This window comes from Paenibacillus donghaensis (genome assembly GCF_002192415.1).
Lineage (GTDB): Bacteria > Bacillota > Bacilli > Paenibacillales > Paenibacillaceae > Paenibacillus_AQ > Paenibacillus_AQ donghaensis.
This window is the reverse complement of the sequence record NZ_CP021780.1, coordinates 8355863-8381632: the sequence shown is the minus strand read 5'-3', so window position 1 is coordinate 8381632 and position 25770 is coordinate 8355863. Positions and strand designations below refer to the sequence as shown.

At 53.4% G+C, this 25770-nt stretch carries 17 protein-coding genes and 1 riboswitch; of the genes, 5 read left to right on the top strand and 12 right to left on the bottom strand.

What is annotated here, in order from left to right:
* Window positions 1-1391 precede the first annotated feature (1391 nt).
* The 5 genes from B9T62_RS41405 to B9T62_RS37755 all read right to left on the bottom strand — a co-directional run bounded on the left by B9T62_RS41405 (window position 1392) and on the right by B9T62_RS37755 (window position 6071).
* Window positions 1392-1520, bottom strand: a complete 129-nt coding sequence (locus B9T62_RS41405; RefSeq protein ID WP_281257669.1) for a hypothetical protein — start codon at window positions 1518-1520, stop codon at window positions 1392-1394.
* Window positions 1521-1854: 334 nt separating this feature from the next.
* Entirely contained in the window at window positions 1855-2625 is a 771-nt protein-coding gene (locus tag B9T62_RS37770) for an amino acid ABC transporter ATP-binding protein (RefSeq protein WP_087920582.1), read from the bottom strand.
* A 57-nt stretch (window positions 2626-2682) separates the two neighbouring features.
* Window positions 2683-3342, bottom strand: a complete 660-nt coding sequence (locus tag B9T62_RS37765) for an amino acid ABC transporter permease (protein WP_087919939.1) — start codon at window positions 3340-3342, stop codon at window positions 2683-2685.
* A gap of 46 nt (window positions 3343-3388) precedes the next feature.
* A complete protein-coding gene (locus tag B9T62_RS37760) occupies window positions 3389-4141 on the bottom strand; it encodes an amino acid ABC transporter substrate-binding protein (RefSeq protein WP_087919938.1) in 753 nt (250 codons plus the stop codon).
* Between the two features lie 217 nt (window positions 4142-4358).
* A complete protein-coding gene (locus B9T62_RS37755) occupies window positions 4359-6071 on the bottom strand; it encodes an MFS transporter (RefSeq protein ID WP_087919937.1) in 1713 nt (570 codons plus the stop codon).
* 154 nt (window positions 6072-6225) lie between these two features.
* Between B9T62_RS37755 and B9T62_RS37750 the strand changes: the two genes are divergently transcribed.
* Entirely contained in the window at window positions 6226-6843 is a 618-nt protein-coding gene (locus B9T62_RS37750) for a TetR/AcrR family transcriptional regulator (RefSeq protein ID WP_087919936.1), read from the top strand.
* 90 nt (window positions 6844-6933) lie between these two features.
* Here the strand turns inward: B9T62_RS37750 and B9T62_RS37745 are convergent, their stop codons facing one another.
* Window positions 6934-8097 carry a polysaccharide deacetylase family protein gene (locus tag B9T62_RS37745; RefSeq protein WP_169834499.1) on the bottom strand — a complete coding sequence of 388 codons (1164 nt, stop codon included), beginning with the start codon at window positions 8095-8097 and terminating at the stop codon, window positions 6934-6936.
* A 488-nt stretch (window positions 8098-8585) separates the two neighbouring features.
* On the opposite strand from B9T62_RS37745, the gene qoxA reads away from it, so the two are divergent.
* The 4 genes from qoxA to qoxD are packed head-to-tail and all read left to right on the top strand — an operon-like array spanning window position 8586 to window position 12473.
* Complete coding sequence (gene qoxA, locus B9T62_RS37740) at window positions 8586-9602, top strand: cytochrome aa3 quinol oxidase subunit II (RefSeq protein ID WP_087919934.1); 1017 nt, start codon at window positions 8586-8588, stop codon at window positions 9600-9602.
* A 39-nt stretch (window positions 9603-9641) separates the two neighbouring features.
* Window positions 9642-11585, top strand: a complete 1944-nt coding sequence (qoxB, locus tag B9T62_RS37735) for a cytochrome aa3 quinol oxidase subunit I (RefSeq protein WP_087919933.1) — start codon at window positions 9642-9644, stop codon at window positions 11583-11585.
* Window positions 11582-12178, top strand: a complete 597-nt coding sequence (qoxC, locus tag B9T62_RS37730) for a cytochrome aa3 quinol oxidase subunit III (protein ID WP_087919932.1) — start codon at window positions 11582-11584, stop codon at window positions 12176-12178. Before qoxB ends, qoxC begins: the two co-directional genes overlap by 4 nt.
* Window position 12179: 1 nt before the next feature.
* Window positions 12180-12473: a cytochrome aa3 quinol oxidase subunit IV gene (gene qoxD, locus B9T62_RS37725; protein WP_245864272.1), complete on the top strand. Its 294-nt coding sequence runs from the start codon at window positions 12180-12182 to the stop codon at window positions 12471-12473.
* Between the two features lie 252 nt (window positions 12474-12725).
* Here qoxD and B9T62_RS37720 read toward each other — a convergent pair whose 3' ends face one another.
* The 6 genes from B9T62_RS37720 to B9T62_RS37695 all read right to left on the bottom strand — a co-directional run bounded on the left by B9T62_RS37720 (window position 12726) and on the right by B9T62_RS37695 (window position 25284).
* Window positions 12726-14018, bottom strand: coding sequence for a HAMP domain-containing methyl-accepting chemotaxis protein (locus B9T62_RS37720; RefSeq protein ID WP_087919931.1), 1293 nt, complete (start codon window positions 14016-14018; stop codon window positions 12726-12728).
* Between the two features lie 1789 nt (window positions 14019-15807).
* Window positions 15808-16497, bottom strand: coding sequence for an ECF transporter S component (locus B9T62_RS37715; RefSeq protein ID WP_087919930.1), 690 nt, complete (start codon window positions 16495-16497; stop codon window positions 15808-15810).
* Window positions 16470-18155 carry an ABC transporter ATP-binding protein gene (locus B9T62_RS37710; protein ID WP_245864270.1) on the bottom strand — a complete coding sequence of 562 codons (1686 nt, stop codon included), beginning with the start codon at window positions 18153-18155 and terminating at the stop codon, window positions 16470-16472. The genes B9T62_RS37715 and B9T62_RS37710 overlap by 28 nt, the downstream gene beginning before the upstream one ends.
* Entirely contained in the window at window positions 18071-19015 is a 945-nt protein-coding gene (locus tag B9T62_RS37705; protein ID WP_087919929.1) for an energy-coupling factor transporter transmembrane component T, read from the bottom strand. Before B9T62_RS37705 ends, B9T62_RS37710 begins: the two co-directional genes overlap by 85 nt.
* Window positions 19012-20028 carry a DUF4430 domain-containing protein gene (locus B9T62_RS37700; protein WP_157794172.1) on the bottom strand — a complete coding sequence of 339 codons (1017 nt, stop codon included), beginning with the start codon at window positions 20026-20028 and terminating at the stop codon, window positions 19012-19014. Before B9T62_RS37700 ends, B9T62_RS37705 begins: the two co-directional genes overlap by 4 nt.
* Before the next feature lie 639 nt (window positions 20029-20667).
* Window positions 20668-25284, bottom strand: coding sequence for an S-layer homology domain-containing protein (locus tag B9T62_RS37695; RefSeq protein ID WP_087919927.1), 4617 nt, complete (start codon window positions 25282-25284; stop codon window positions 20668-20670).
* Window positions 25285-25454: 170 nt separating this feature from the next.
* Window positions 25455-25654, bottom strand: a riboswitch (cobalamin riboswitch).
* Window positions 25655-25770: the final 116 nt, after the last annotated feature.

Genomic DNA, 25770 nt, shown 5'->3' with positions numbered 1-25770 from the left:
AACCTGGTTGGTTACGCTGGGCAAACTATGCTGGGGCGCTGGGTGGAGTAACCTGGTTGGTTAGTTATAGGACTGGACGGCTGCGCGTTGGGTAAACTATGCTGGGGCGCTGGGTGGAGTAACCTGGTTGCTTAGTGATAGGACTGACGGCTGCGCGTTGGGCAAACTATGCTGTGGCGCTGGGCGGAGTAACTGGTTGCTTAGTGATAGGACTGACGGCTGCGCGTTGGGCAAACTACGCTGGGGCGCTGGGTGGAGTAACTACTTCTATTTTTTTGCTGGAACGTTGGCTCACCTCCAGCAAACCTGCAAAAGTGCAGGTATTTCCAGCGGTTCGTTCTCTCATCTGAAAATACCTGCGAATATACATCTTTTTAGACTACAATCGGCCCTTTCTTGCTGTTTCGTTCATTAAACCTGCACTTTTGCAGGTTTTTCGTTCAAATGGAATATTTCAGGCGCAATACCTGCACTTTTGCAGGTATTTTCTGCTGGCTGTTGCTCGAAGCAAGACTGGTTGGTTGGGTGATAAGACTGATGGATGCACGTTGGGCAGACTACGCTGGGGCGCTGGGTGGAATAACCTGGTTGGTTAGTTATAGGACTAACGACTGCGCGTTGAACAGAACTACGCTGGGCGCGGGTGAAGTAACTGGTTGGGTGGGTGATAGACTGACGGCTACGCGTTGGGCAAACTATGCTGGGGCGCGGGTGGAGTAACCTGGTTGGTTAGTGATAAGACTGATGGATGTGCGTTGGGCAGACTACGCTGGGGCGCTGGGTGGAGTAACTACTTCTATTTTTTTGCTGGAACGTCGGCTCACCTCCAGCAAACCTGCAAAAGTGCAGGTATTTCCAGCGGTTCGTTCTCTCATCTGAAAATACCTGCGAATATACATCTTTTTAGACTACAATCGGCCCTTTCTTGCTGTTTCGTTCATTAAACCTGCACTTTTGCAGGTTTTTCGTTCAAATGGAATATTTCAGGCGCAATACCTGCACTTTTGCAGGTATTTTCTGCTGGCTGTTGCTCGGAGCAAGACTGGTTGGTTGGGTGGTTGGGTGGTTGGGTGGTTGGGTGGTTGGGTGATAGACTGACGGCTGCGCGTTGGGCAAACTATGCTGTGGCGCTGGGCGGAGTAACTGGTTGCTTAGTGATAGGACTGACGGCTGCGCGTTGGGCAAACTACGCTGGGGCGCTGGGTGGAGTAACTACTTCTATTTTTTTGCTGTAACGTCGGCTCACCTCCAGCAAACCTGCAAAAGTGCAGGTATTTCCAGCGGTTCGTTCTCTCATCTGAAAATACCTGCGAATATACATCTTTTTAGACTACAATCGGCCCTTTCTTGCTGTTTCGTTCATTAAACCTGCACTTTTGCAGGTTTTTCGTTCAAATGGAATATTTCAGGCGGAATACCTGCACTTTTGCAGGTATTCCTCTCCTGCAGGCGACCAGCTGCACGAAGCCCGCCCGCAGCAGCCTGCGGACAGCAAAAAGAGTGCTCAGTCTCCTGTGCACTCCCTCCCGCCTGCGCCTGCAGCTTCTGCTTGCAGCTTTTGCTTACTCCTGCAGCTTCTGCTTACGCCTACAGCTTCTGCTTACGCCTACAGCTTCTGCTTACGCTTGTAGCTTCTGCTTACGCCTACAGCTTCTGCTTACGCCTGCAGCTTCTGCTTACTCCTGCAGCTTCTGCTTACGCCTACAGCTTCTGCTTACTCCTGCAGCTTCTGCTTACGCCTACAGCTTCTGCTTACGCTTGCAGCCTCTGCTTACTCCTGCAGCCTCTGCTTACGCCTGCAGCTTCTGCTTACGCTTGCAGCTTCTGCTTACGCCGCAGCTCCCGGCGCAGAACCTACTCCCGCTGCAGAAAAGCGCGGGTGCGGGCCAGCTGCGGATTGCCGAACAGCTGCTCCGGCGTACCGGATTCGGCAATCTCGCCATTGTCCATGAAGATCACGCGGTCGGCGACATCGCGGGCGAAATTCATCTCATGCGTGACGACAATCATCGTCATGTTCTCCTCTGCCAGCTGGCGGATGACGCGCAGCACCTCACCGGTCAGCTCAGGATCGAGCGCCGAGGTCGGCTCGTCGAACAGCAGGATGTCCGGGTTCAGCATCAGCGCGCGGGCAATCGCCACCCGCTGCTTCTGGCCGCCGGACAGCAGCGACGGATACACCTCCGCCTTGTCTTCAAGGCCCACCTTGCGGAGCAGATCCATGCTCCTCGCTGTAATGGCCTTGACGCTCTCCCGCTTCAGCGTCCGGGGCGCAAGCTCCAGGTTGCCGCGTACCGTCAGGTGCGGGAACAGGTTGAAATGCTGAAAAACCATGCCCATAGCGGCGGTAATCTGCTTGACCTCTGCGCCGCCGGCATATTTGCCGTCCCATACCAGCGGCTTCCCCTGGATGATGATGCTGCCGCCGTTCACCTCCTCCAGGTGGACCAGACTGCGCAGCATCGTGCTTTTACCGGAACCCGAAGGTCCGATTACCGCTACAGCTTCCCCTGGATTAACGTTGAAGGTGACTTGCTTCAGCACTTCAAGGCTGCCGAACGATTTGCGCAGCTGCTGGACTTCTATAATCGGACGGGCGGGGTCTGCCTGGTTGTTGCCGGGCATGCGACCCACGCCTGTTGTATTCGTGTTAGTGAGGTTATTCATCCTTCGACAGTCCTTCTACTCGAATTTGAAACGTCTCTCCAGCGTCTTGAAGAATAACGTCAGCACCAGTGTCATCAACAGATAGATTACACCAGCAACCACAAACGGCGTTACCGTGAAATCACGGTTCGATGCCGTCTTGGCGAAATACAGCAACTCTGGCACGGCAACCGCGTAGAGCAGCGCCGTATCCTTGACCAGTGTGATCGACTCATTGGCCAACGCCGGCAGCGCTACGCGGAACATCTGGGCAATAATAACCTTGCGCAGCGTCTGCCATTTGCTAAGGCCAAGCACCTTGGCCGCCTCATGCTGCCCCTTGTCGATGGACAGCAGTCCGCCGCGGAAGATCTCGGCGAAATACGCACCGTAGTTAAGCACAAATCCCAGTGTAGCCGCCGCAAAACGGTCCATCACCAGATACTGCCCAATGACAGGAATCTGCGGCAGCCCGAAACAGAAGAACAGCAGCTGCAGCAGCAACGGCGTGCCCCGCATGACATAAATGTAGCTGTGGGCCAGCCATTGCAGCGGCTTGATCACGCTTTTGGCCATCAGGGTAACTATGAATCCCAGTGGAATCGACAGCACGATCACGATTAGAAACAGCAGCATCGTCGTCCATGCGCCTTCCAGCATAGGTCCCGAAATACGTACAATATAATCCAAATCCATTCTCCGACCGACTCCTAATAGTATAACAATCTAGTTTACATAAGCTCTATAGTACCTTATTCTCTCCAAACCAGGTATTGGATATTTCCGCAGCCTTGCCGTTGCTGCTAAGCTCATCAAGCGCCTTCTGCAGCTCTTCCAGCAATGCTTCATTGCCCTTTTTGATCCCAATGCCATATTGCTCCGGTGCAAGTGATTCTTCCAGCAGCTTGAACGTATCCGGCTCTTTGGAAATATAATATCTCGCTACCACTTCATCAATGATCACTGCGTCCAGACGTTTCGTCTTCAGATCAGTCAGCGCCAGCACATTGTCAGGAAATTCCGACACATGGCCTACGGTATCGTTGATCGGACTTGCGGCAAGTGCATCCGCAGCCGAGGACAAGCTCTGCAGACCGATTTCCTTGCCGGCAAGATCCGACAGCCCGCTCAGCGGTGAATCTGCAAGCACAACCACTACCTGGCTGTTCTCCAGGTAAGGGCGGGTGAATAGCACCTTCTCCTTGCGCTCATCCGTAATGGTGTATCCGTTCCAGATCATGTCGATCCGTCCGCTGTTCAGCTCGGACTCCTTGGCCGACCAGTCAATCGGCTGAAAGGTAACTTCCTTGCCCATCTGTGCCACAGCCGCTTTGGCATAATCGATATCGAATCCGACGATTTCATTATTATCATCCCGGAAGCCCATCGGCGCGAACTTGTCATCAATGCCGATAACCAGCTTGCCGTCTTTGGCCCCCGAGGCCGAACATCCCGCCAATACCGTAATGGCCATAATCATCAATAAGACCCACATTCCAACTCTCTTCAACTTTTCTCCCCCTAGTAATTCACACACTTCAGCGTGCGCTTTAGTTCATTAACACGTTATCAGAGTATCATAATAACACAGCACGTAAACACCGTCGATACCCAGCAGAATACATCTGTGTCCAAAAAAGCAAAACAACGGCAGACCCTCATTCACAGGGTACAGCCGTTGTTTGATCACTCTCTTATTTTGTCCCAGCCTGTTAGTGGTTAACCTGAACCGCCTCTTGCAATCGCTTGGCAGGCATCCTCCGCCGGTCGCTTAACAACGCGAACAGTATGCCCGGAATCAGCATATAGCCGGCCATGGCAAAGGTCCGGCTGAATGCCTGCTCGGGAGCCTCCCGCAGCAGTTGGCCGACTCCAGGCAGCACCAGCTGCACCTCCGCATACTGCTCTGCCCTGGCAGCTCCAAACGCAGCTTGCTGCTCGGCTGTAAGACTGGCAGCCGCAACTTCGATATTCTCCACCGCCGCGAGATACAGCCCTTCAGCTGAACCCGCTTCTTGCTCTCCTCCTGTCGTTATCCGGGTTGAGGACGTCCCATTGCCAGCCCAGTTGTCTAGCGTCCCACTAAGCGACTCACGTACAAAAGGCAACATCGCCTGATCCTGCTGCACAACCGCTATAGCTTCTGTATGGGCAGATTCAAGCCTGTTGTCCATATTTTGCTGAAGCACGGTTACTATAATGGCTACACCCAATACACTGCCCAGCGCCTTCATCATATTGATCACGCCCGAGGAGACACCCACCTTGTCTGCCGGCACATTGCGGATTGCGGAAGACATCACTGGCGCCATGGTAAGACCCACGCCGAAGCCGGCTGCTATCAGCCGCAGCAGAACATCTCCTACCGATGAATCTGCATGCAGCCCGCCAAGCGAATAAGTGGCCCCCGCCATCAGCACTATCCCTGCCGCCGCAAACCAGCGGCTTCCATACTTATTGGATAACGGCCCGGCCAACCCTGAGCTGACGATCGAGCCGACGGCCAGCATTGAGAGCACTAAGCCGGCCTTAAGCTCGCTCATTCCCATCATCCGGGTCAGGAAAAAAGAAGTCAGCAGCGCAATATTCATCAGCGCGGCCCCAACGACCAGCATCGTCAGCGAGGCACCGTTGAAGGTGCCTATCTTCAGCAGCGATAGCGGCAGCATCGGTTCCTTCCCCTTCCACTGGGTCAAGAAAAAGAACAGCAGCGAAATTACAGCGGCCGACAGCAGCATCCAAATCACCTGCGAACCCCAGCCATACTGCTCCACTTTGATCAGCGCATAGGTCAGGCAGAACATCCCTCCGCTGATTCCCAGAATTCCACCCCAGTCTATATTGTGTCCCGCAGTATCATCTCTGGACTCTTTAATGAATATCAATGTCAGCACTATGCTTGCTATGCCCAGAGGAACATTAACGAAGAATATCCACTGCCAATTCAGCTTCTCCGTGATCATTCCGCCAAGTGCTGGCCCACTGGCCGCCGCCAGTCCCGAGACCACTCCCCAAATACCAATAATCATTCCGTGCAGCTCTTTAGGGAACGTGGTCGTGGTAAGCGGAATCGTAACCGGCACAATAATCGCACCCGCCAACCCTTGAAGGACTCTGCACACAATCAGCATTTCAAGCGAGGTCGACAGACCAGCCAGCAGCGAAGCCACGGTAAATAAACCAATACCGATAAGGAACACTCTTCTGCGTCCGAATTGGTCAGCCAATCTTGAAGCCGTAAGTATAAAGACCGCAAACGCCAAATTGTAGCCATTCATTACCCAAGAGAGCTGTGACACATCCCCACCAAAATAATGCGTCATCTCCGGCAGAGCAACATTAATAATGGTGGTGTCCAGCAGGGCCATAAAAAAACCCAATACAATCGCTGTAAAAGATAAAATTTGCTTCGCTCTTGATCCCATTTCCATTCCCCCTCAAATATATGAACCATAGTTCATGTTCAGATTATATGAACTATGGTTCACCTTTGTCAACACAAAAAATGAACTTTGGTTCAACTTCCGTTGACAGCTACCTTCTCCTCCTCTACAATCGATAGTAAAAGGGGGCTGTGCCTTGAGTGAGATCGAAGAGAAAATAAGAACGCCCCGGCAAAACCGGAGCATCAAGACCAAAGAAGCCATAACCGAGGCGGCTATGAAGCTGTTCTCCGAGAAGGGCTATCATCAGACCAATACGAAAGAAATTGCCGCCGCCGCAGGGGTATCCACAGGCAGCTTTTATTCCTATTTCATAGATAAACGCGCTGTTTTTATCGATGTGCTCAATATATACAATGAAGCCTTGCTGTCCCAAATTAAGACCTCGCTTGCCGAAACCGACCTTGACCAACTCGACAAAAGCGCACTGATTGTTCACCTTGTAGATACTCTTATAGAGTCTCATCAGGTCTACACCGGGTTCCATAAAGAACTAGCGGTAATGGTGCTTATGGATGAGGGCATACGGCAACTGATGGAGGAACAATACGAATTAGGCCGCCAGCTCACGCTGCAATATCTCCAGCAAGGCCAGAAAGAAATCAAAACATCTGATTTGGAAGCTACATCAGTCGTCATATTCGAATCCACTGGTGTTATCGTAGATAAAATCGCCTTCTCCCCAGGCAAAATCTCCCCTGACCGCTTGAAATCGCAGCTTGTCCAGATGATTACCGACTACCTTTACAAATAGACACGAGTACAGTGGTACGCAAAAAGGCGGCAGTCGAGACTGCCGCCTTCTTATTAACTTGCTCTATTCTCCAATGCCAACCCCTCCCGCCTACCGGACATCCTTCCAGAAATTAAGCGGACGGGTATCCTGCGTGATTACGCTGAACTGGTAGCCCTCCTTCTGCAGGGACTCCAGAATGCGCGGCAACACCTTAAGGGTCGCCTTCTGGTCATGCATCAGGATAACCGGGTTGGTCTTGGACTTCTTCAGCTTGTTCACCTGATTCATCACCGAAGTATAGATTCTGTTGCTGTCCTCTTTGTATCTCCAGTCTTCCGAATCAACGTTCCAGTCCCACAGCTGGTAGCCTTGTCCAAGCACCTTGTCGCGGAAGGCTTTGGTGAAGTAGGGCTTGCTGCCATAGGGCGGACGGATTAATGTAGTCGTCTTCCCTGTAATCTTCTTCACAATGGCTTGATTACGGTCCATTTCCGACAAGGCCGCGGACGGCGAAGCGTAGAATTTCTCTTTGCGGTGAGTCATGCCATGCAGTGCCAGGCTATGCCCTTCTTCGGCCAGCCGTTTCACCTGGGTAGGATAAGTGTTCATATTAGGCCCGATCATGAAAAAGGTTGCCTTCACCTTATAGTCCGCCAGCACATCCAGCAGTTTGGAGGTTGATGCCGTTGGTCCGTCGTCAAAGGTCAGATATACGGTCATTCCCGGCTTACCGCTTGTCTTTGGCGGATTCGCCGGACTTGCCGGAGACACCGGTGGCACTGCGATAACCTTCGGCTTCAGCTTTTCCTTGTACTGGGCCACAAAAGCAGCATCATCCAGCTTGGCCGAGGCATCCCTAACTCTCAGCAGGTAATTGCCCGACTGGTATGAAATCTGCAGCCCCAAATAAGTGGTCAGCTTCAGGGGGGCCATCAGCATGCCGCCACGCAGGAAGGTGTGCAGCTTCACTTCGCTTCCATCGTGAAGGAGCGCACGCTCGTGATCATTCAGCAGCAGGATCGATCTGCCTTGACTCTTGACCTGGAAGCCCTCCTTCTGGCCGGTCAGGCTCAGACTCAGTGCCTGGGTAAGCTCCCGAAGCGGAACATAATACGTATTATCGACGGAAATAGCCTCAATCTCCGTTAATTCATCATTAACTCCCAATCGGAGCGTAGCCGAACCGGCTGCCTCAGCCGTACCTCCAACCTGCAAGAGTCCCACACATACGAATAAAGACATCAATATTAGACATACTTTCTTAAAGGGCACAATCAGCAATCTCCCATCTATGTATATTTTCTATAACCATAGCATATATAAATAGACTGATATTTGAGAGATTGTAACCATGTGCAGAAAAAATTGTTACCTTTGTCATGCATAAAACGCTGTTCTCATGCAGCCGTAAAAAATGTGAAAACCCTGTCAAAAGCTGTCGTATCAGCGTTTTCGAGAAAAACCAGCCATTGGGGACAGCTTATAATTGTGACGAAATTAGTAACAATAGTGAAATATTGAACAAATGATGAACACATTTTTAAATCCTAAAACCTGCGCCACTACAGTGATCTATGTCATATCAAAAGAAATTAGTAGTGAAATGATCACATATATTTAACGAAATCGCCATTTTTAAGGGTTAAAATAGCCTTTTTCCTAAAAAATGTATTTTGCATTATGGGTAAAGAGTTCTTACTATAGATACAGGTTAAGTTTGTCGGCCACTACTTAGAAGTATTGAAGGAAGGAGCTTAAGCATGAATAAAAAGGGACCGTTATACGCTTTATTTATCAGTCTGGTTTTACTGTTGCCGGGGTGCAGTTCGATTGCTGTACTCAATCCGAAAGGACCGGCTGCACGGACATTGTCTGACACCATCATTCTTTCGATTCTTGTCATGCTGGGTGTTCTGGCAGTTGTCTACATCTTATATATCTTCATTCTGGTGAAATACCGGGCCAAAAAAAGCAACGAAGGCTACATTCCTCCTCACGAGGAAGGCAACAAGTGGCTTGAAGCACTCTGGATTGCCATCCCGATTGTGATCGTGGCTTTCCTCTCCGTGGTGACTGTCAAATCCACATCGGCCGTAGAGAACATAGCAGAGGATTATAAAAATCAGAAACCTCTTGTGATCTACGCCTCCTCTTCCAACTGGAAATGGCATTTCAGTTATCCAGAAGAAGGAATTGAAACGGTCAACTACGTAAACATGCCTGTTCACCGTGCCGTTGAATTCAGAATGTATTCGTTCGGTACGATCACGAGCCTCTGGATTCCGCAGCTGGGCGGACAGAAATACGCGATGAGCGACATGCTTACGAAGCTGCACCTGTCCGGCGACACTGTAGGTTCTTACATTGGTAAGAATGCCAACTTCAGCGGCAAGGGCTTTGCCCACATGGAATTCGAAGCACTCGTCATGAGTGATGCGGATTATGCGGACTGGGTGAAGGAAGTCAAAGAAACTGCGCCTGAGTTGACCGAGGATGAATTCAAGGGACTGCTGGAAATGGATTTTGCCGGACGCAAAACCTATTCCTCCACTCACCTGACCTTCAGCCCTCCTCCGGGTGATCACAGTGAACATATGAGCGGTGACGGTACGGAAATGGATATGGACAATGGCCATATGGACCATCAGGACAACAAGGATATTCATCCTTCACCTGAACCGTCCAGCCAGACTGAATTTGACGGCGAGCCGAATCCTGAGCTGGATCAGCCACTTCCAACCTCTGCTGTAGATGAAGAAACTCATGAAGGCCACTAACAGCGGCTTATAAGAAACAACCTGAAAGGAGCCATCCTAATGGATTTGGAAAGATTTAAGGTTCACGGCGAACCCTTGATATACGGAGCTATGATTAGTATCGTTCTGGCTACCATCGGCATTATCGTCGGCCTGACCTATTTTAAGAAATGGGGTTATCTGTGGCGTGAATGGCTGACTACCGTTGACCACAAAAAGATCGGGGTTATGTATATCCTGGCCGCTCTGCTGATGTTGTTCCGCGGCGGGATCGACGCCATGATGATGCGTCTGCAGACCGCAGCGCCCGAGATGAAATTCCTTGATGCCCAGCACTATAATGAGGTCTTTACGACCCATGGCCTGATCATGATCCTCTTTATGGCCATGCCTTTTATCATCGGTCTGATGAATGTGATCATTCCGCTGCAGATCGGCGCAAGAGACGTTGCTTTTCCGCGGCTGAACGCCGTCAGCTTCTGGCTCTTCTTCTTCGGGGCGATGCTGCTCAACATCTCGTTCGTTATCGGCGGTTCACCGGATGCCGGCTGGTCCGCTTACTTCCCGCTGGCGAGTCTGGAGTTCAGTCCGACCGTCGGGAACAACTACTATTCACTGGCCCTGCAGATTTCAGGGATTGGTACCCTGATTACCGGGGTTAACTTCATCGTCACTATCCTTAAGATGCGTGCACCTGGCATGAAGCTGATGAAGATGCCGATGTTTACCTGGTCCGTTCTGATCACCAACGTGATTATCGTCTTTGCCTTCCCGGTACTGACGGTTGCACTGGCGCTGATGATGTTCGACCGGATCTTCGGCTCTCAATTCTTCACGATGGCCAACGGCGGGATGGATATGTTGTGGGCCAACCTGTTCTGGGTGTGGGGACATCCCGAGGTGTATATCGTTGTCCTGCCTGCGTTCGGGATATATAGTGAGATTGTCGCCACCTTCTCCAAAAAGAACCTGTACGGCTATACCTCCATGGTATTCAGTATGATAATCATCTCGCTCCTGTCCTTCCTGGTATGGGCTCACCATTTCTACACGATGGGCCAGGGCGTGATGGTCAACAGCTTCTTCTCGATTACCACGATGGCGATTGCCGTACCAACCGGGGTCAAAATATTCAACTGGCTGTTTACGCTAAGGAAGGGCCGAATCTCCTTCACGACCCCGATGCTCTATACCCTGGCGTTCATTCCGATCTTCACGATCGGCGGGGTGACCGGAGTCATGCTGGCGATGGCCAGTGCCGACTATCAATACCACAACACCATGTTCCTGGTAGCGCATTTCCACTACGTGCTGATTCCAGGTGCCGTGTTCGCCGTCATTGCGGGCTTCCATTACTGGTTCCCTAAGGTCTTCGGCTTCCGTCTGAACGAACGCTTGGGCAAACATGCTTTCTGGTGGATCATTATTTCCTTTAACGTCACCTTCTTCCCGCTGTTCTTCCTGGGACTGATGGGAATGACACGCCGGATGTACACCTATTCCGAGGAAACGGGCTTTGGTCCGCTCAATATGCTCTCATTCGCCGGGGCTGTCGGGCTGGCCATCGGGTTCGTGATTCTGGTCTACAATATCTACTGGAGCACACGTTACATGCCGCGCGATACTACAGGCGATCCATGGGATGGACGTACGCTGGAGTGGGCAACGAACAGCCCGATTCCGGCCTACAACTTCGCTGTGGTGCCTAAGGTGCAGACACGCGACGCGTTCTGGTCCCAGAAGGTCGACAACATCCAGCTGTATGAGGAAAAGATTACCAAGATCCATATGCCGAGCAATACAGGTAAACCTTTTATACTCGGTGCCATTTTCTTCGTATTCGGCTTCTCGCTCGTCTTCAGTCTCTGGATTCCGGCTATCCTGTCGGGGATCGGCATCCTTATTGTAATGGCTGCGATGTCCTTCGACCGTGATCACGGGTTCTACATTCCGGCTGAAGAAGTCATTGCTACTGAAAAGAAATTGCGGGGTGAGACTGTATGAAAATAGATGCGTCCAAGCCGCTTGAATATTCAACAGAGGAGAACAACAACAAGATCTTTGGCTTCTGGATCTTCCTGGGAGCGGAAATTGCGCTGTTCGCCACATTGTTCACTGTTTATTTTGTAATGGTTAACCGGTTCGCCAGCGGACCTAGCGGCCCGGAGATTTTTGAAATCGGCCCGGTGCTGATTGAGACCTTCCTGCTGCTGAGCAGCTCGTTTACGATTGGTCTGGCGGTTCACGCCATGCGCCACGGCTACAAAAAAGCGATGATGGTCTTCATGGCCATCACGCTGCTGATGGGTCTGGGCTTCCTGGGCATAGAAATTATGGAGTTCTTCACTTATGTTCATGAAGGAGCTACACTGCAGACCAGCGGGTTCCTCTCCAGTCTATTCGTCCTGCTGGGCACCCATGGAGCGCACGTTACCTTCGGCTTCCTGTGGGGCACAGGGATTATGATTCAGTTGTGGCGTCAGGGCATTAATCCGGCAACAGCAAACAAATCGTTTATCTTCTCGCTGTACTGGCATTTCTTGGATGTTGTCTGGATCTTTATCTTCAGCTTCGTCTACCTGAAAGGAATGATGTGACATGATGAAGCAACTGTTTCCGATTCGCCATGTAATGGGTTATATCGCCTCTCTCGTCCTTTCTGCGGCCGCACTCACAGTGATCTATGCGGACTTCTCCGATACAGCCAATATGGTCATCCTGCTGATCACAGCGATCATTCAGGCTTCCTTGCAGCTGTTCGTGTTCATGCACATCGGCGAGAATGCAGATACCAAAAAAGAGCTGTACCTCAATCTCGCGTACGCCCTGTTCGTCGGGCTGGTCACGATATTCGGCACACTGTTCATCTTCGTATGGGGCTGGTACGCTTAAGTTCTTGCATCAAGGTTATAAGCAGAAGCGGATACAGCCTTTGATGGTCAACACCTGCTTCTACAAGTAGAAACGGATATCGCCCTCTGGAAGAGGCGATATCCGTTTCTGCGAGAAATAGAAGGATAATGGATAGCGTGAAACATATATAATCTTATATTTTGAGAAATACAGCAAGCCCCCCACCTGCCAGAGTTCTGGCGGATGGGGGGCTTGTTCGTGCTTTAATGCTTAACCTCTGCTCGTCTCTCTTTACAGACCAAACCGGTTCACACTCTCCTGCAGATCCTCCGATAGCAGACCCAGATACTGGGCCTGTGCGGAGATTTCCAGCATCGCCGACATTTGCTCCCGCGCCTTCGTCCCTGTGCCAAGCACAGCCTCTGCTCCTTGGTCCAGAAATAGCTGCAGCTGCTTCAGAGCCTCTGCCACCGCTTGCGATTCGCTGGCGATATGTGCCACAGCACCTATGATTTCTCTGGTGTGCTGTACGGTGTCTACCCCAAGGTCCGCTGCTGCCGGGTCCGCCCGCTTATAGAAGACAAGACTGCTGCTTTCGATTGCGGCGGCTTCAGCGGCTATCCGCTGCACAGCCTCCAGGGCCTGGCTCACGCTGAATGCCTGCTGCTTATAGCTTGAAGCAGCAGGACTGGCAGCTTCGGCCATAGCATCGGCAGTCAGCGAGGAGTGTCTGGCGCTGGCGCTCATCTCCTCCGACGAGGCGGCTATCATCTCCACACTTTCCGCCACCCTATGCATGATGGAGCGCAGACTGCCCAGCATATGATTGAAGGAGCTGTTGATTCGGCCAAATTCATCGTTGGCCTGATAGACATCCGCCGCCTTCAGGTCCCCTTCTTCGGCACGTTTCATCCGTGCCTGCAGCAGCTTCAGCGGATTCGCAATCTGTCGTGCGACGATACAGCAGAGCGCGGCGCATATCATCCAGATGACCAAGGTCAGCAGGATATTCGCCCTCTTCGCATACGACGATTCCGAATGTGCTGCCGCCAGATGGGCTGCCGCCTCCTGCTGCAGCCCATCATTCAGCTTATGAAGCAGCGCACCCATCCGCTCCCGGGAGGTGTGGAATGCCCCCGAATACAGATCGTATGCCTCCTGGCCATGGTCACTGAGACACAGCCGCAGAATCGTATCCCGCTGGGCGCGGTAACCGGGAAGCAGCGCGGCATATTCATTGATTGCGCCGCCAATCTCCGGTTTATCCTCGAAAGAAATGTCCAGCAGCTGGTTTAGCAACCCGTCGTTGCCGGCAATTCTCTGCTCTATCCCTCCCTGCAGCTGCAGCTTCATAGCCGAATTATGAGTAATCAGCAGCTCCAGGATGGAGGACTCGATCTCCTCATTATTTATGCGCATTTGACCCAAATAGGAGATGGGCAATACATTTTCATTGTAGGTTTCCGTAGCCCGTTTAGCCGTCCGGTCTGCAATAAGGATGCCATGGGTTCCGATTCCGACCATCATGATCATAATCAATACCATCAGCAGCGTCATTTTATTTCTGACCTTTAGGTTCTTCATTCCAGTTTCCGCCTTGTCTGTGTCTTCTCTATCGTTTTATCGGCAAGGAAAGTCATTATAATGATGAATTTAAGAGAAATTTGTCGAAAAAAACAGTTTTATTATCGTTTTTTTAGGCTCAAAACCAAAATCAACGGTTGCCCCCTTTTGGAATGATGCCCGCTACTCCAGAATCCTGATTTTTAGATTAAGCCGTTTCTTATTCAAGTTCGCTTAGGAAGGAAGCGGCTTGATGGGAGAGCGAAGAGTTTGCTCTGCCGCCGAATTAGTTGCGAATCTGCATCTATTTCGCCGATTTTTTCCGTTTTAGAGCAAATAAGTGCGAAAATGCATCTAATTTTTGGATTTGGGGCGCTAGAGAATCGATTTACGCGAAAATAGTTGCAAATACGCACTTATTTGCCCGATAACAGGAGTTTTCACTGAAATTAGATGCAGTTTCGGTTACTACTTAGGACCCTGCGACACTCCAAGCCCTTGAACTAGGTAACCTGCATTTTAGCGGACCGTATAGCCCCTATTTCCTCCTATCTGCGATCTTTTGAAGTCTTACGGACCGTATAGCCCCTAAGTCGTCAAAACAGGCTCAAAAGCGAGGGTTTTCTGTGATATAGAGGCTCCTGGGTCCGTTAATCCTGCAAAACGGCCTATGTACAGCAAATAGAGGCTCCTGAGTCCGCAACCGTCTGAAATCGAAGCGAGGGTTACGAGCGAAGAGGGCTAGGGGACCTAAGTAGTAACCAGTTTCGCATCTAATTTCTCTGAAAGCAGCACTCTACACCCCTAGTGGGACCTAAGCAGTAACCGAAAGTGCAACTACTTTCAGCCGGATCATGCGCCAGCGGACGATTAAATGCAAATATGCAACTAATTTCGAGTAAGTCAGGCCTATTAAGCTTAAACGCCGAAATTAAATGCCTTTTTGGTTACTACTTAGGACCCTGCTAGGATATAGAAGGTTAGGGGATCGCCTACCGTAATCCAAACCCTCCCCCACCCGAACTTCAGGTAACCTACATCCTAACGGACCGTATAGCTCCTGTTTCCTCATTTCTGGGCTGGTTTGGAGTCTAACGGACCGCATAGCCTCTATATCGGAAGAACAGGCCTTAACTAGTGGGTTTTGGCTTGAATAGGGGCTCCTGGGTCCGTTAAAGCTGCAAAACAGCCTTTTTACAGCACATAGGGGCTCCTGAGTCCGTTAATAGTCTGAAAGTTAATCGCTGGTTACCGGCGACAGCCTTCCTTTGTTATGTTCTTGTCGCGCGGTGTGGTATGACTGGCTCGGACGAGTAACACATGGAACACAAGGGGGCTCTAAGTAGTAACCCATTTTGCACTTATTTGCTCCAAAACGGAAAAAAATCGCCATTTAGATGCGTTTTCGGTTACTACTTAGGTCCAGTGAGGAATGATAGGGAAATTCTACCGCTAGTTGGACGAAGGTTGGACGTTCTGGTGAGCTTATAGGGAATTTCACCACTAATGAAGTCCTATCCGCTCCGAAAAGCCCTCAATGGACGATGTAGTGGTCACTTTTCCCTATAAGCCACGACAATCGAGCATGAGCCAGGTATTAACGGTAGTTTTTCCCCATAGCCACCTCTGTTGTACTACTCCGAAGGCGCAAATCTAGTTGGGGGATGGCTGGGGTCCTAAGTAATAACCGTTTTCGCAACTAATTAAATATCCTGGAGTTACTGGTTATGGCGCCAATTAACGGTGCTCATTCCCCGTAATCTGTCTGCGAAAGTGGCAGTCGAACGGTGACAGACGGAGAGGCTGAGCGTCACTCCTCCTGCAGCAGCCCATATTTCTTGCGAAAACGCATCAGCACTTTGGTCCACCCGCCAGCCAGCAGCGACAGGAACAGCACATTGGAGATCGCATGGGTCAGATCGAAATAAAAGCTGGCCGCATATGTGGTGGCCACCAGTCCCCAACTGAAAGCATCGGGCAAGCTGATGATATGCCAGATGTTCATAATCCAGCCGAACAGGAAACCCCAAACGAAGCCGAAGCTAAGCAGACCCACACGCGACCGCAGCAGCCTGGTGTTGCGCAGCCAGCCTGCGCTCAGGCCGACCATACCCCAGGCAAACATCTGCCAGGGTGTCCATGGCCCTTGTCCAAAATAAATATTGGACACCAGCGCTGCCACCGCGCCGATAATGAATCCGGCCTCTGCGCCAAATACATAGGCAGACAGAATCACAATCGCGGATACCGGCTTGAAGCTCGGTAGCGCAGCGAACGGAATCCGGCTGACCGCGGCAATCGCCGACAATACGGCGAGCAGCACCAGCTCGCGCGACTCCAGCGGCCGGCGCTCCAGCCGCACGAACAGGGGAATCAGCGCCGCCGCCAGCAGCACCAGGCTGAGCAGCACGTAATGGCGGTCTTTCAGCGCCGCAGTGAGCGCAAGGCCCGCTATAAATACAGCCAAAGCAATCAGGAGCGGGAGCCGGAATCTGGCCATTGCTGAATTGCCTCCTTCACTGTCAGGACTTGAGGCAGCCACTCGCGCACCATGCGGTTCACGGCTGTCGTGTAGAAATAATTGCTGCCGAAAAAATCACCGGGAGAACCCTCCGCCGTAATCGCGCCGTCAAACAGCAGCGCACAGCGGGAAGCATATTCTGCGGCAAACTCCACATCATGCGTAACAAGAACAATACTGACGCCTTGCTCCCGCAGCAGCTGGAGTGTCGAAGCGAAACGCTCCTTGGCCTCCGGGTCCAGCCCCTTCGTAGGCTCGTCCAGCAGCAGAATATCCGGCTTCAGCAGCAGCACCATCGCCAGGGCAGTCTGCTGCTGCTGTCCGCCGCTGATATCATGCGGATGGTTATCGATTACCGCCTGCAGCTGGAAGATATCCAGCAGGCGCGCAATCTCGCGCTGCGCCTCTTCGCCGGACAGCCCGGCATACTCGGCCATCTGCGCAAGCTCGGCGGCCACGGTGTCCTGGCTGAAGTAGAGCAGCGGATTCTGGGCCAGGTATCCGGTATGGATGTCCCGGCCCAGTTCTACCTTGCCCCGCTGCGGCTTCGCCAGTCCCGCCATCAGCTGCAGCAGCGTCGATTTCCCGGCGCCGTTGCCGCCCATAATGGCGAGCAGCTCTCCCGGATAGAGGGAGAGCGTAAGTTTCTTCAGCACTTCCGCGCCGTCCTTGGCGTAGCGGAAGGTCAGCTCGCGGCAGCGCAGCAGCGCGGCTTCGCCTGCGCGGGCTGCCGCTCCAGGCTGCGCCGTCGCCGCGCTGTGCGGCGCAGCCGCTGGGCCTGCGCCTGCGGCAGGCAGGCCGCGCAGCCAGGCCTTGCCCTCTCGCACCGTGAGAGGGCTGGCCCCCGGCGGCGGAGCCGCAGCCTGCGGCGCAAGGCCGAGGAACAGGCGCGACGCCGCCGGCAGATAGGCGAGCTGCGCCGGGGCTTGCCCGGCGCCCAGCCTGCCCACGATCTCGCGCGGGCCGCCTGCGGCCTGCAAGGCTCCCCGGCTGAGCAGCAGCACCTGGTCAGCCAGCGGAAAAACCTCCTCCAGCCGGTGCTCGCTGATGATCACGGTCATAGACAGTTCCTCGTTCAGCCGGTGCAGCAGCTGGATGAACTCGCGCGCCGCGACCGGGTCCAGCTGCGAGGTAGGCTCGTCCAGCAGCAGCACCCGGGGCTGCAGCAGCAGGACTGAAGCCAGATTCAGCAGCTGCTTCTGGCCGCCGGACAGCTCATGCACCGGCTTATAGAGCAGCGGCTCCAGCCCGAACAGTCCGCATATCTCGGCCAACCTGCTGCGCATCACTGCCGGGGGCAGGCCCAGATTCTCCATGGAGAACGCCAGCTCATGCCAAACTGTGTCCATCACAATCTGCGCCTCGGGATTCTGGAACACCATGCCGATCTCTGCGGCAGCCGTTTCGGGCGCCAGCTCCGCCAGCGGCAGCCCCCGGTACAGGATGCTGCCATCCATCGTGCCCACCGGAGCAAGCTCGCGCTTGAGGTGGCGCAGAAGCGTGGTTTTGCCGCCGCCCGAGGGTCCGCAGAGTACGACGAACTCGCCTTCTTTTACCGTGAACGAGAGCTCATCCAGTGTGGCCCTGTCTTCTTCGGGATACCGGAAGGATAAGCGGTCGACCTTGAGGATCTCCATATCCATTTCTCCTTTGCTTCCAGAGCAAGGGGCAAGAGCACGAACAGACCGAAACATCCGTACATCGCCCCCTCCTCCAGGCTAAAATCATGAGGTCTCAGGCGCGGGTAAATTTCCAGCACGCCGTACCCCTGCAACCAGCCGAACACAACAGCCGCTCCGCTAGCCGCAAGCAGCACCAATAGAACGATGTCCTGCCGGTCCAGCTTGTAGATGGCATAGCTGCTGCGTTTGCGGATGCCATAGCCGCGTGCCTTCATGGAATCCGCGCTCTGCAGCGCCTCCTCCAGCGACCAGGTCAGCAGCACCTTCAGCAGCGTCAACCCATCCTTGATCCGTTTGCGCACACTGCCCGAAGTTACATCAATGCCACGTGTGCTCTGTACCATACCAATCTGACGCAGCCTCCGCTGAAACAAAGGCACGAACCGAATGGCCATCAGGGTCAGCAAGGCACTTTTGGGAGCGGCGGCAGCGAACAGGTACATAAATTTATCCGTAGTCACCGTGTGGTTATAGGACAGGAATACGATAAAAATGCTCAGCAGCACCAGCATCATCATCAGTCCGTACAGCACGGATTCCAGTGTAATTGGTTGGTCGAGAAAATAAAACAGGATGCTCGCGCCCCTGTGTGAGAACAGCGGATTCAGCACTGCCACCCCGCCTGCCATCAGCAGATAGAACGGCAGGGTGCGCCGCAGACTCCGGCCTTGTCCCTGCATCAGCAGCAGCACCAGCAGCGCAGCTATCTGGGTCAGCAGAAACAGCGGATGAAACAGCACCGCTGCAAACAGCAGCAGTCCGCCATAATACATTAAGGCAACCGCAGGGTGGACGGCGCGGAATCCTCCGCTCATGGAGACTCTGCCCCCAGGTCTTTGCCGAGATCCAGCGTATACAGCCACTCGATCGTATCGCCGGGGGTCACCTTGAAGCTTCCGGCGCTTTTGTCGGGAAATTCGCCGTTTACGCGGTACATCCAGCCGCTCTTGGAGCCATGGTCGAATTCATACAGATTGTCTATGCCCTCCACATAGGCAAAACCCTTCGTCCCCTGATATTCCATCGGAATCTTGTTCTTGCGAGTGATCCGCTTCAGCAGATCGAGCACACTTTCGCCCTGCTCGACCGTAGCTGCTGTCGCAGACAGGATCGTGCCGTGCTCTTCATCACCGGTGATCGAGATCGTCACCGTCTGTGTATTCGCCGGCGGCTCAGCCGCAGGCGCCTTGGACGGCGCGGCTGAGCGCGCCGGTGCTGCGGTGGCCACCGGCTTGACGGTTGCCGCAGGCGCAGCGGACGGCTTAGCCGCTGCTGTAGCCTGCGGTTTCACGGCAGGCTGTGCTCCGGCCTTAGCCGTTGCTGCCGGAGCGGCCGAGGCTGCAGGTTGGCCCGCAGACTTCGTCGCAGGCCGGGCCGTTGCCTCCTGGGCGGACCCCGGCTTGGCGGACCCCCGCTGGGCCTTCGCTGACTCGGCTGGCGCGCCTGGAGCATCCTGCTGCCCGGAAGCAGCACCCTCTGCTGGCGCAGATGAAACCGCTGTGGCCCCAGGCTTAGATGCTCCCACGGGCTCCGCTGAGATCCCCGGCTTCGCCGCCCCTTCATCAGCTGGTTCAGACATCGCTGCCGCCGCAGGCGAAGGATCAGGGCTGTCTATGCCCGGACTCGGGGACTCCCCGGGCGCAATTCCCCCGGCAGGCGTTGCCGATGGCATGTCGGAAGGCAGCGCTGTGGCTGCAGCATCCATGTTGCTGGTATTGCCATTCTCCGCAGACTCTGCCCCGCCATCGCCGGAGCACCCGGCCAGAAGCAGCAGCATGAGCACAGGAATCAAGAGCATTTTCACCCATCGGGTGGTTAAATTGAACATTACACTTGCACCTCCGAAAAAGGGAAAAGAACGAGGGCTTAGCATTCTCCCCCGTTCTATTTCTTCATTTGATCATAGTCTATGAAATTACACAGCGCGTCTTACCAGCCAATCGGCTAAATTAGTTGCGAAAACGCATCTAAATGGCGGGTTTTTTCCGTTTTGGAGCAAATAAGTGCAAGAACGCATCTATTTTGGTCTTCAGAGAACAAAAAACCTGATTTACTCAAAATTAGTTGCAGATTCGCACTTAATCACCCGTTGGAGTACGTTCCAGCTGAAATTAGTTGCAGTTTCGCATCTATTTGCTCCAAATGATCCAAGGTAACATGCTTAATCCTCACTAGGGACCTAGTAGTTACCAGTTTAACATCTATTTACTCCGAAAGTTCCAGAGCATCATGCTATATCCACGCTGGTCCTTAAGTAGTTACCAGTTTAACATCTATTTGCTCCGAAAGTTCCAGAGCATCATGCTATATCCACGCTGGCCCTTAAGTAGTAACTAGTTTCGCATCTATTTCCTTCAAACGTTCCAAACCAAATTCCAAAATGCTAGCTGGATCTTACTAGCCGGACCTTATTAACTGGACCTTACTAGCTATCTCTGGCTCACCATTCTTAAAAAGTAACCTTCCTTTAAGGCAGTCTGACAGCGACTACCGCCGCCATCTCCCGCGTAACCGGGGCGGACGGGTCAAAAGCTCCGCCGAATCCGCTCATATAGCCCAGTTTAGCTACCGCATGAACGGCTCCTGCCGCATAGGTGCTGATCTTCTGCTCATCCTTGAAGCTCTGCACATCCATCGGGAGCTCCAGCTTATAGGCTCGGGCAATCATTACCGCCATATCCTGGCGGGTAATCAATCCGTTCGGATTAAACGCTGTAGCGCTGACGCCGTCGATAAAGCCCAGCTCTTTGGCTTTCAGCACCTCTTCATAATACCACGCTCCCGCCTTCACGTCGCTGAACACCGACGCAGCCGAAGTCTGGGCAGCGGTATGGCCGGTCAATCGCAGCAGCAAGGCTGCGAACTGGGCACGGGTAATGTTCTGCTTAGGCGCAAATACCAGTGCGCTGCTGCTGACACCTTCCATCAGCTTGCGGTCATACGCTGCATGTACAGCCTCTGCCGCCCATGGAGCAATCTGCTGCTCATCTGCAAAAACCACACCTGTGCTGCCCGGCAGACCTGCCGCGGAGGTGATGCTGTACAGCTTGTCTTTTCCGCTCAGGAAGCGGTCATAAGCTGCCAGCGCAAGCAGTGCTTGCTCACTCGCCAGCCCGTTGCTGGCCTGGCCTGCCGTATGGGCATAGCCGCCGTCCTTCTGCTTGTAAGCCTCCAGGCTGCTCAGCAGCCCGCCTTTGGCTTTTACAAACCTTGCATCGTTAGGTCCTGCGCCAATGGCCGATAAGGCAACGATCACCTGCGCGACGCTCTCACTGTTCTCTGTACCGGAGAGCTTATAGCCGCCGTTCTCCAGCTGCTGCCCGGACAACCAGCCGAGTGCCGTATCCACTGCTGTCTTCACCTTGGACTGACCGAGATGGGTAGAGAGGGCGGTCACCGCCATGGCCGTAATGTCGACATCGCCTGCTTCTCCTGCAGCCAGCGGGAAGCTGCCGTCCTTGTTCTGCTGATCGAGCAGCCACTCCACCAGACGTTCCTTGCTCCACTCAGCGTCTGCCGGAATAGTGTAGGCACCACTGTCCAGCGCGATCAGGGCAAAAATCACACCATTGCTGCCCTGATTCGTCATAGCAGCATTATTATAGATGCGCTCAATCAGGTTATAACCGTAAGCCTTCTGCGGATCAAGTCCCGCTGCGGCTGCGGCCAGCGCCAGGCGCTCATAATCGGTGACCTTGCGGAATTGGCCTTGATTAGCCGCCAGCTGTTCCTGAAGAGCCTTCAGGTAGCTTGCTGGTACGGCATTTCCGGAACGGGCCAGGCCAATTGCCTGCCAGTCGCTGATCTCGCCTGCCGCCTTCATATAAGCAGCCAGATTGGCAATATCCTGCTTCAGCTGCTCCTGCTTCGGCTCCCACTTGCTGCGGTCCACCACCGCATACGCGGTGAAATGGCTGATCTTGCCGGTCATCATGCCGCTCTTCATATCCAGCGTGGAGGGTACCGGAATCCATTGCCCTGTAACTGTATCCAGCCAAGCCAATGCCAGATTCTGTGGATAATCCGTCGTTACCGGAACCTGAATCGATAGTTCCACTTGCTTCAGGAATTTGGTTCCGTCCGGAGTGAATTCATACAGGCCGGACACCAGCTCCTTACGGGTGGAACTCTGCTCCTGCACCTTAATTGTTACTGGTGCCGCAACCGAACCTGCCGGAAGCTGCAGCTGCACTTCATTGGCAGCATCCTTCAAGATCGATGCTGCGCCTGGAGCAACCGCCTGCTCCAGCGTTACGCTCTGAGCAGTCAGCTTTTTGGCAAGCTCTGCCGCCTGTGCCGCTGTCATTTTGTCAGCCGCATTCACGACTGTAGTGGTCTGGCCAACCTGACTCAGCGGAGTGGTATTCTCTGCTGTAATCGCTACTGCCTGAGTTCCGCCGGAAGTGTTTCCTGTTGATGAACCAGGCGCACTGGTGGTTTCACCCGTGTAATACCAGACCAGATTATCCCCGTTCTGCAGCCGGTAAATACCGGCACTGTCAGAGGACTCGGCATCCCGGTTCGTTTTGTACTTCCAGCCACTGAGCGGGCCGCGGTCAAACTCGGCCAGCCCGTCGATGGCAGACACATACAGCGTGGCTCCCGATCCAGTTGAAACCACTTTGCTGCCGAGAAGACGCACTAGTACGCTGTAGGCTGTATCTCCTTGTTCCAAAGCCACGGTTGTGGTATTCAGAATCGTTCCACGGACGCTGTCACCCACAACCTGAAGAGTAGCCGTTTGTGTTGTTGGCTGCGTTGTTGGTGACGTTGTCGGCGGTGTTGTTGGCTGCGTTGTCGGCGGTGTTGTCGCCGCTTTAATCTTCAGCGGAGCCGTTTCACGCAGCACAGTAGGATAACTCCCCGGCACATAACCCGTTACTTCCAGGGTATATTCCCCGGCGGCCAGGCCTTCCGGGAACACAGCCAGTCCATAGGTATCCGTTGTAACCGACTTGCTGCCTGCAGTTACCTGTACATTGTCGGCAGGCTTCTGTTCCGTTACCTCAGAAACTCCATTCCATGTAGTCACATTCTTGAGTACGGTTACGGTAAATTCTTGGCCTTCCTGCGGCTGCTCTGGTGTTGCCTTGATGGAGTGGATCAGCGAGGTGCCGCTGTAATCTCCATAATAGAACTTGGCCGATTCTCCGGCCTGCAGCACGTATTTGTCAGCACCGACATTCGGCGCAATACGTTGTCCATCCTTGTAGATCAGGTACATCCAGCCTGCGCCGGGACCGTATTGTCCGGCTTCTATTCCGTCAATGGCCGTAACATAATCTCCAAAGCTTGAAGCTGTAATCTCCAGCGGAATATTCTTGGCCGCCGTCAACTGCTTCAGCGCATCCAGCGCGGTAACGCCTTCCGCTGCGCCTGATGCAAGGGTATGGTGCGGCCCTTCAATACTTACTTCCGTCAACGTGCTGCTCGGTAAGACTTCGAGCGGAGCCGTCTCACGCAGTACAGTCGGGAAGCTGCCCGCTTGATAGCCGGTCACTTCAATGGTATGTGTTCCTGCGGCTACGCCCGAAGCAAAGGTTGCCGTTCCACTCTCATCCGTGGTGACGGATTGGCCCGCAACCGTGACTTTTACCGCTGCGGCAGGCACCTGTGTGGTCGTAGGTACATAGTTTGCATCATATGTTGTAACATCTTTAAGCACGGCTATACTGAATGCCTGGCCGCTCTGCGGCTGCTCCGGTGTTGCCTTGATCGAATGGATCAGCGAGGTGCCGCTGTAATCACCATAATAGAACTTGACCGTCTCTCCGGCCTGCAGCGCATAACTTGCAGCACCCACATTCGGTGAAATGCGTTGTCCATCTCTGTAGGTCAGGTACATCCAGCCAGAACCGGGACCAAATTGAAACGCCTCTATCCCGTTAATGGCTGTAACATAATCCCCGTATTGCTGATCCACCGTAATCTTCAGCGGAATATTCTTTGCCGCTGCCAGCTGCTTCAGCGCATCCAGCGCAGTAACGCCTTCCGCTTTGCCTTCAGCTATCGTTCCTTGCGGCCCTTCAATACTCAGCGTAACCTGAACTGGCTGAGGCTGCGGAGTTGGAGCTGGGAAATCATAGAACTTCTCACCCTTGAGGAACAGATCATAAGCTGCCAGTGCTTGCAGCGCCTGTTCCGTAGCCATTCCATTCGAGCCGCCTTCAAGCGTATGGCTGAAGCTGCCGTCCGGCAGGCTGAACGCAAGCAGGTGATCCAGCAGCGTCTGGCCATTCTTGGTGAACTCAGTGCCCGCCGGATCGATTCCGGCTGAGGTCAGGCCGATGATAACCTGGGAGGTAGCTTCACTGGAGCTGTCATACCCTCCGTCTTGTTGCTGTCTTTGCTTCAGCCATTGTACCGCGCGGTCTCCCGCAGACTTCGCTTCAGCATCGTCTCCGTGTGCCGCCAGTACGTTCAGAACCATAGCGGTAATATCGACACTGCTCGCAATTTCTGGAACAAGCCCGAAGCCGCCGTCTGGTTTCTGCTGTGACACAATTTCCTTCAGCAGATCCGCCTTGCTGCGCAGCGCCGTATCCGGAACTTCATATGCTCCCGATTCTATAGCCAGCAGGCTGTAGACCGGGCCGTTAATGCCTGTGTTCAGCAGCGTTTCTTGACTGTGCAGCGGTCCGATCAGATCGTAACCGGCGTAATCGGTCGCATCCAGACCGCCTGCGGTTACCGCAAGTGAAATTCTTGCGTAGTCCGTTGCTTTCTTATAGAAGCCGTTGGCATCCTTAACCTTCTCCTCCAGCCCCGCAAGGTAGCCGGCCGGCAGCTGATGGCCTGTTCTTCCCAGGCTGACCGCCGTCCAGTCTGAGATGCTGTCTTGCTTCTGCACATACGTAATGGCAGCCTGCAGGGCTGCCGCAGCGCGGGTCTGCACCGGAGCATCTGCGGCCGATATGCCTGCTTGGGTAAGCGTGCCTGTTGCACCTCCACCCTCCTGAACAGCAGGTGTGGCAGATTCAGCAAATACCTGTGAAGAAGGAACAAGCGACGTTCCCAGAATCGAGATGACCAGCAATAAGGCCAGTCCAAGGGCAAAAGCCTTGGAGGAAATGATTTTCTTCATAATTAACCTCTTTCTGTGTATAGATTGGATAGCTTGCAGCACGGACAACAGGAGAGCAACATAAAAACCGCCCTGTAAGGGCGGTCCGGGAAGAATCCAAATTCAGAAGTGCGCGCACGAAGGCACACAGGGCACACTGTACTTGTTCCGATTCTTACCCCACGAAGAATAGAAACATAATGGAGCAGGCAGGTCTCCTGGCTGATGCTTCATCGCTTCCCCCGCCTTCCCGCCCCTCACAGGGACAGTGGCTTATCGTGGAGACGCTCAGCACGTACAGTGGCGGGACCGCGCCGGTTTTGGACCGGACTTCCCTTTTAAGCAGGACCTACGCAAGCATAGAACCCGCACCTTCTCCAAAATTAAACTATTTTTTTATTAATCACAATCATATCTATTATTCTACTACATGTCCATAGATAAACTGAGATTTCTGCTCTCTGAGCCATCGGCCTATTCACGTGATACAACGTATGACTGCCTGCT

Coding starts and splice junctions, on each gene's coding strand:
- B9T62_RS37770 (WP_087920582.1), bottom strand. CDS start 2,625: ATGCCCGGCAACAACCAGGCAGACCCCGCCCGTCCGATTATAGAAGTC.
- B9T62_RS37765 (WP_087919939.1), bottom strand. CDS start 3,342: ATGGATTTGGATTATATTGTACGTATTTCGGGACCTATGCTGGAAGGC.
- B9T62_RS37760 (WP_087919938.1), bottom strand. CDS start 4,141: ATGTGGGTCTTATTGATGATTATGGCCATTACGGTATTGGCGGGATGT.
- B9T62_RS37755 (WP_087919937.1), bottom strand. CDS start 6,071: ATGGGATCAAGAGCGAAGCAAATTTTATCTTTTACAGCGATTGTATTG.
- qoxA (WP_087919934.1), top strand. CDS start 8,586: ATGAATAAAAAGGGACCGTTATACGCTTTATTTATCAGTCTGGTTTTA.
- qoxB (WP_087919933.1), top strand. CDS start 9,642: ATGGATTTGGAAAGATTTAAGGTTCACGGCGAACCCTTGATATACGGA.
- qoxC (WP_087919932.1), top strand. CDS start 11,582: ATGAAAATAGATGCGTCCAAGCCGCTTGAATATTCAACAGAGGAGAAC.
- qoxD (WP_245864272.1), top strand. CDS start 12,180: ATGATGAAGCAACTGTTTCCGATTCGCCATGTAATGGGTTATATCGCC.
- B9T62_RS37720 (WP_087919931.1), bottom strand. CDS start 14,018: ATGAAGAACCTAAAGGTCAGAAATAAAATGACGCTGCTGATGGTATTG.
- B9T62_RS37715 (WP_087919930.1), bottom strand. CDS start 16,497: ATGGCCAGATTCCGGCTCCCGCTCCTGATTGCTTTGGCTGTATTTATA.
- B9T62_RS37710 (WP_245864270.1), bottom strand. CDS start 18,155: ATGGAGATCCTCAAGGTCGACCGCTTATCCTTCCGGTATCCCGAAGAA.
- B9T62_RS37705 (WP_087919929.1), bottom strand. CDS start 19,015: ATGAGCGGAGGATTCCGCGCCGTCCACCCTGCGGTTGCCTTAATGTAT.
- B9T62_RS37700 (WP_157794172.1), bottom strand. CDS start 20,028: ATGTTCAATTTAACCACCCGATGGGTGAAAATGCTCTTGATTCCTGTG.
- B9T62_RS37695 (WP_087919927.1), bottom strand. CDS start 25,284: ATGAAGAAAATCATTTCCTCCAAGGCTTTTGCCCTTGGACTGGCCTTA.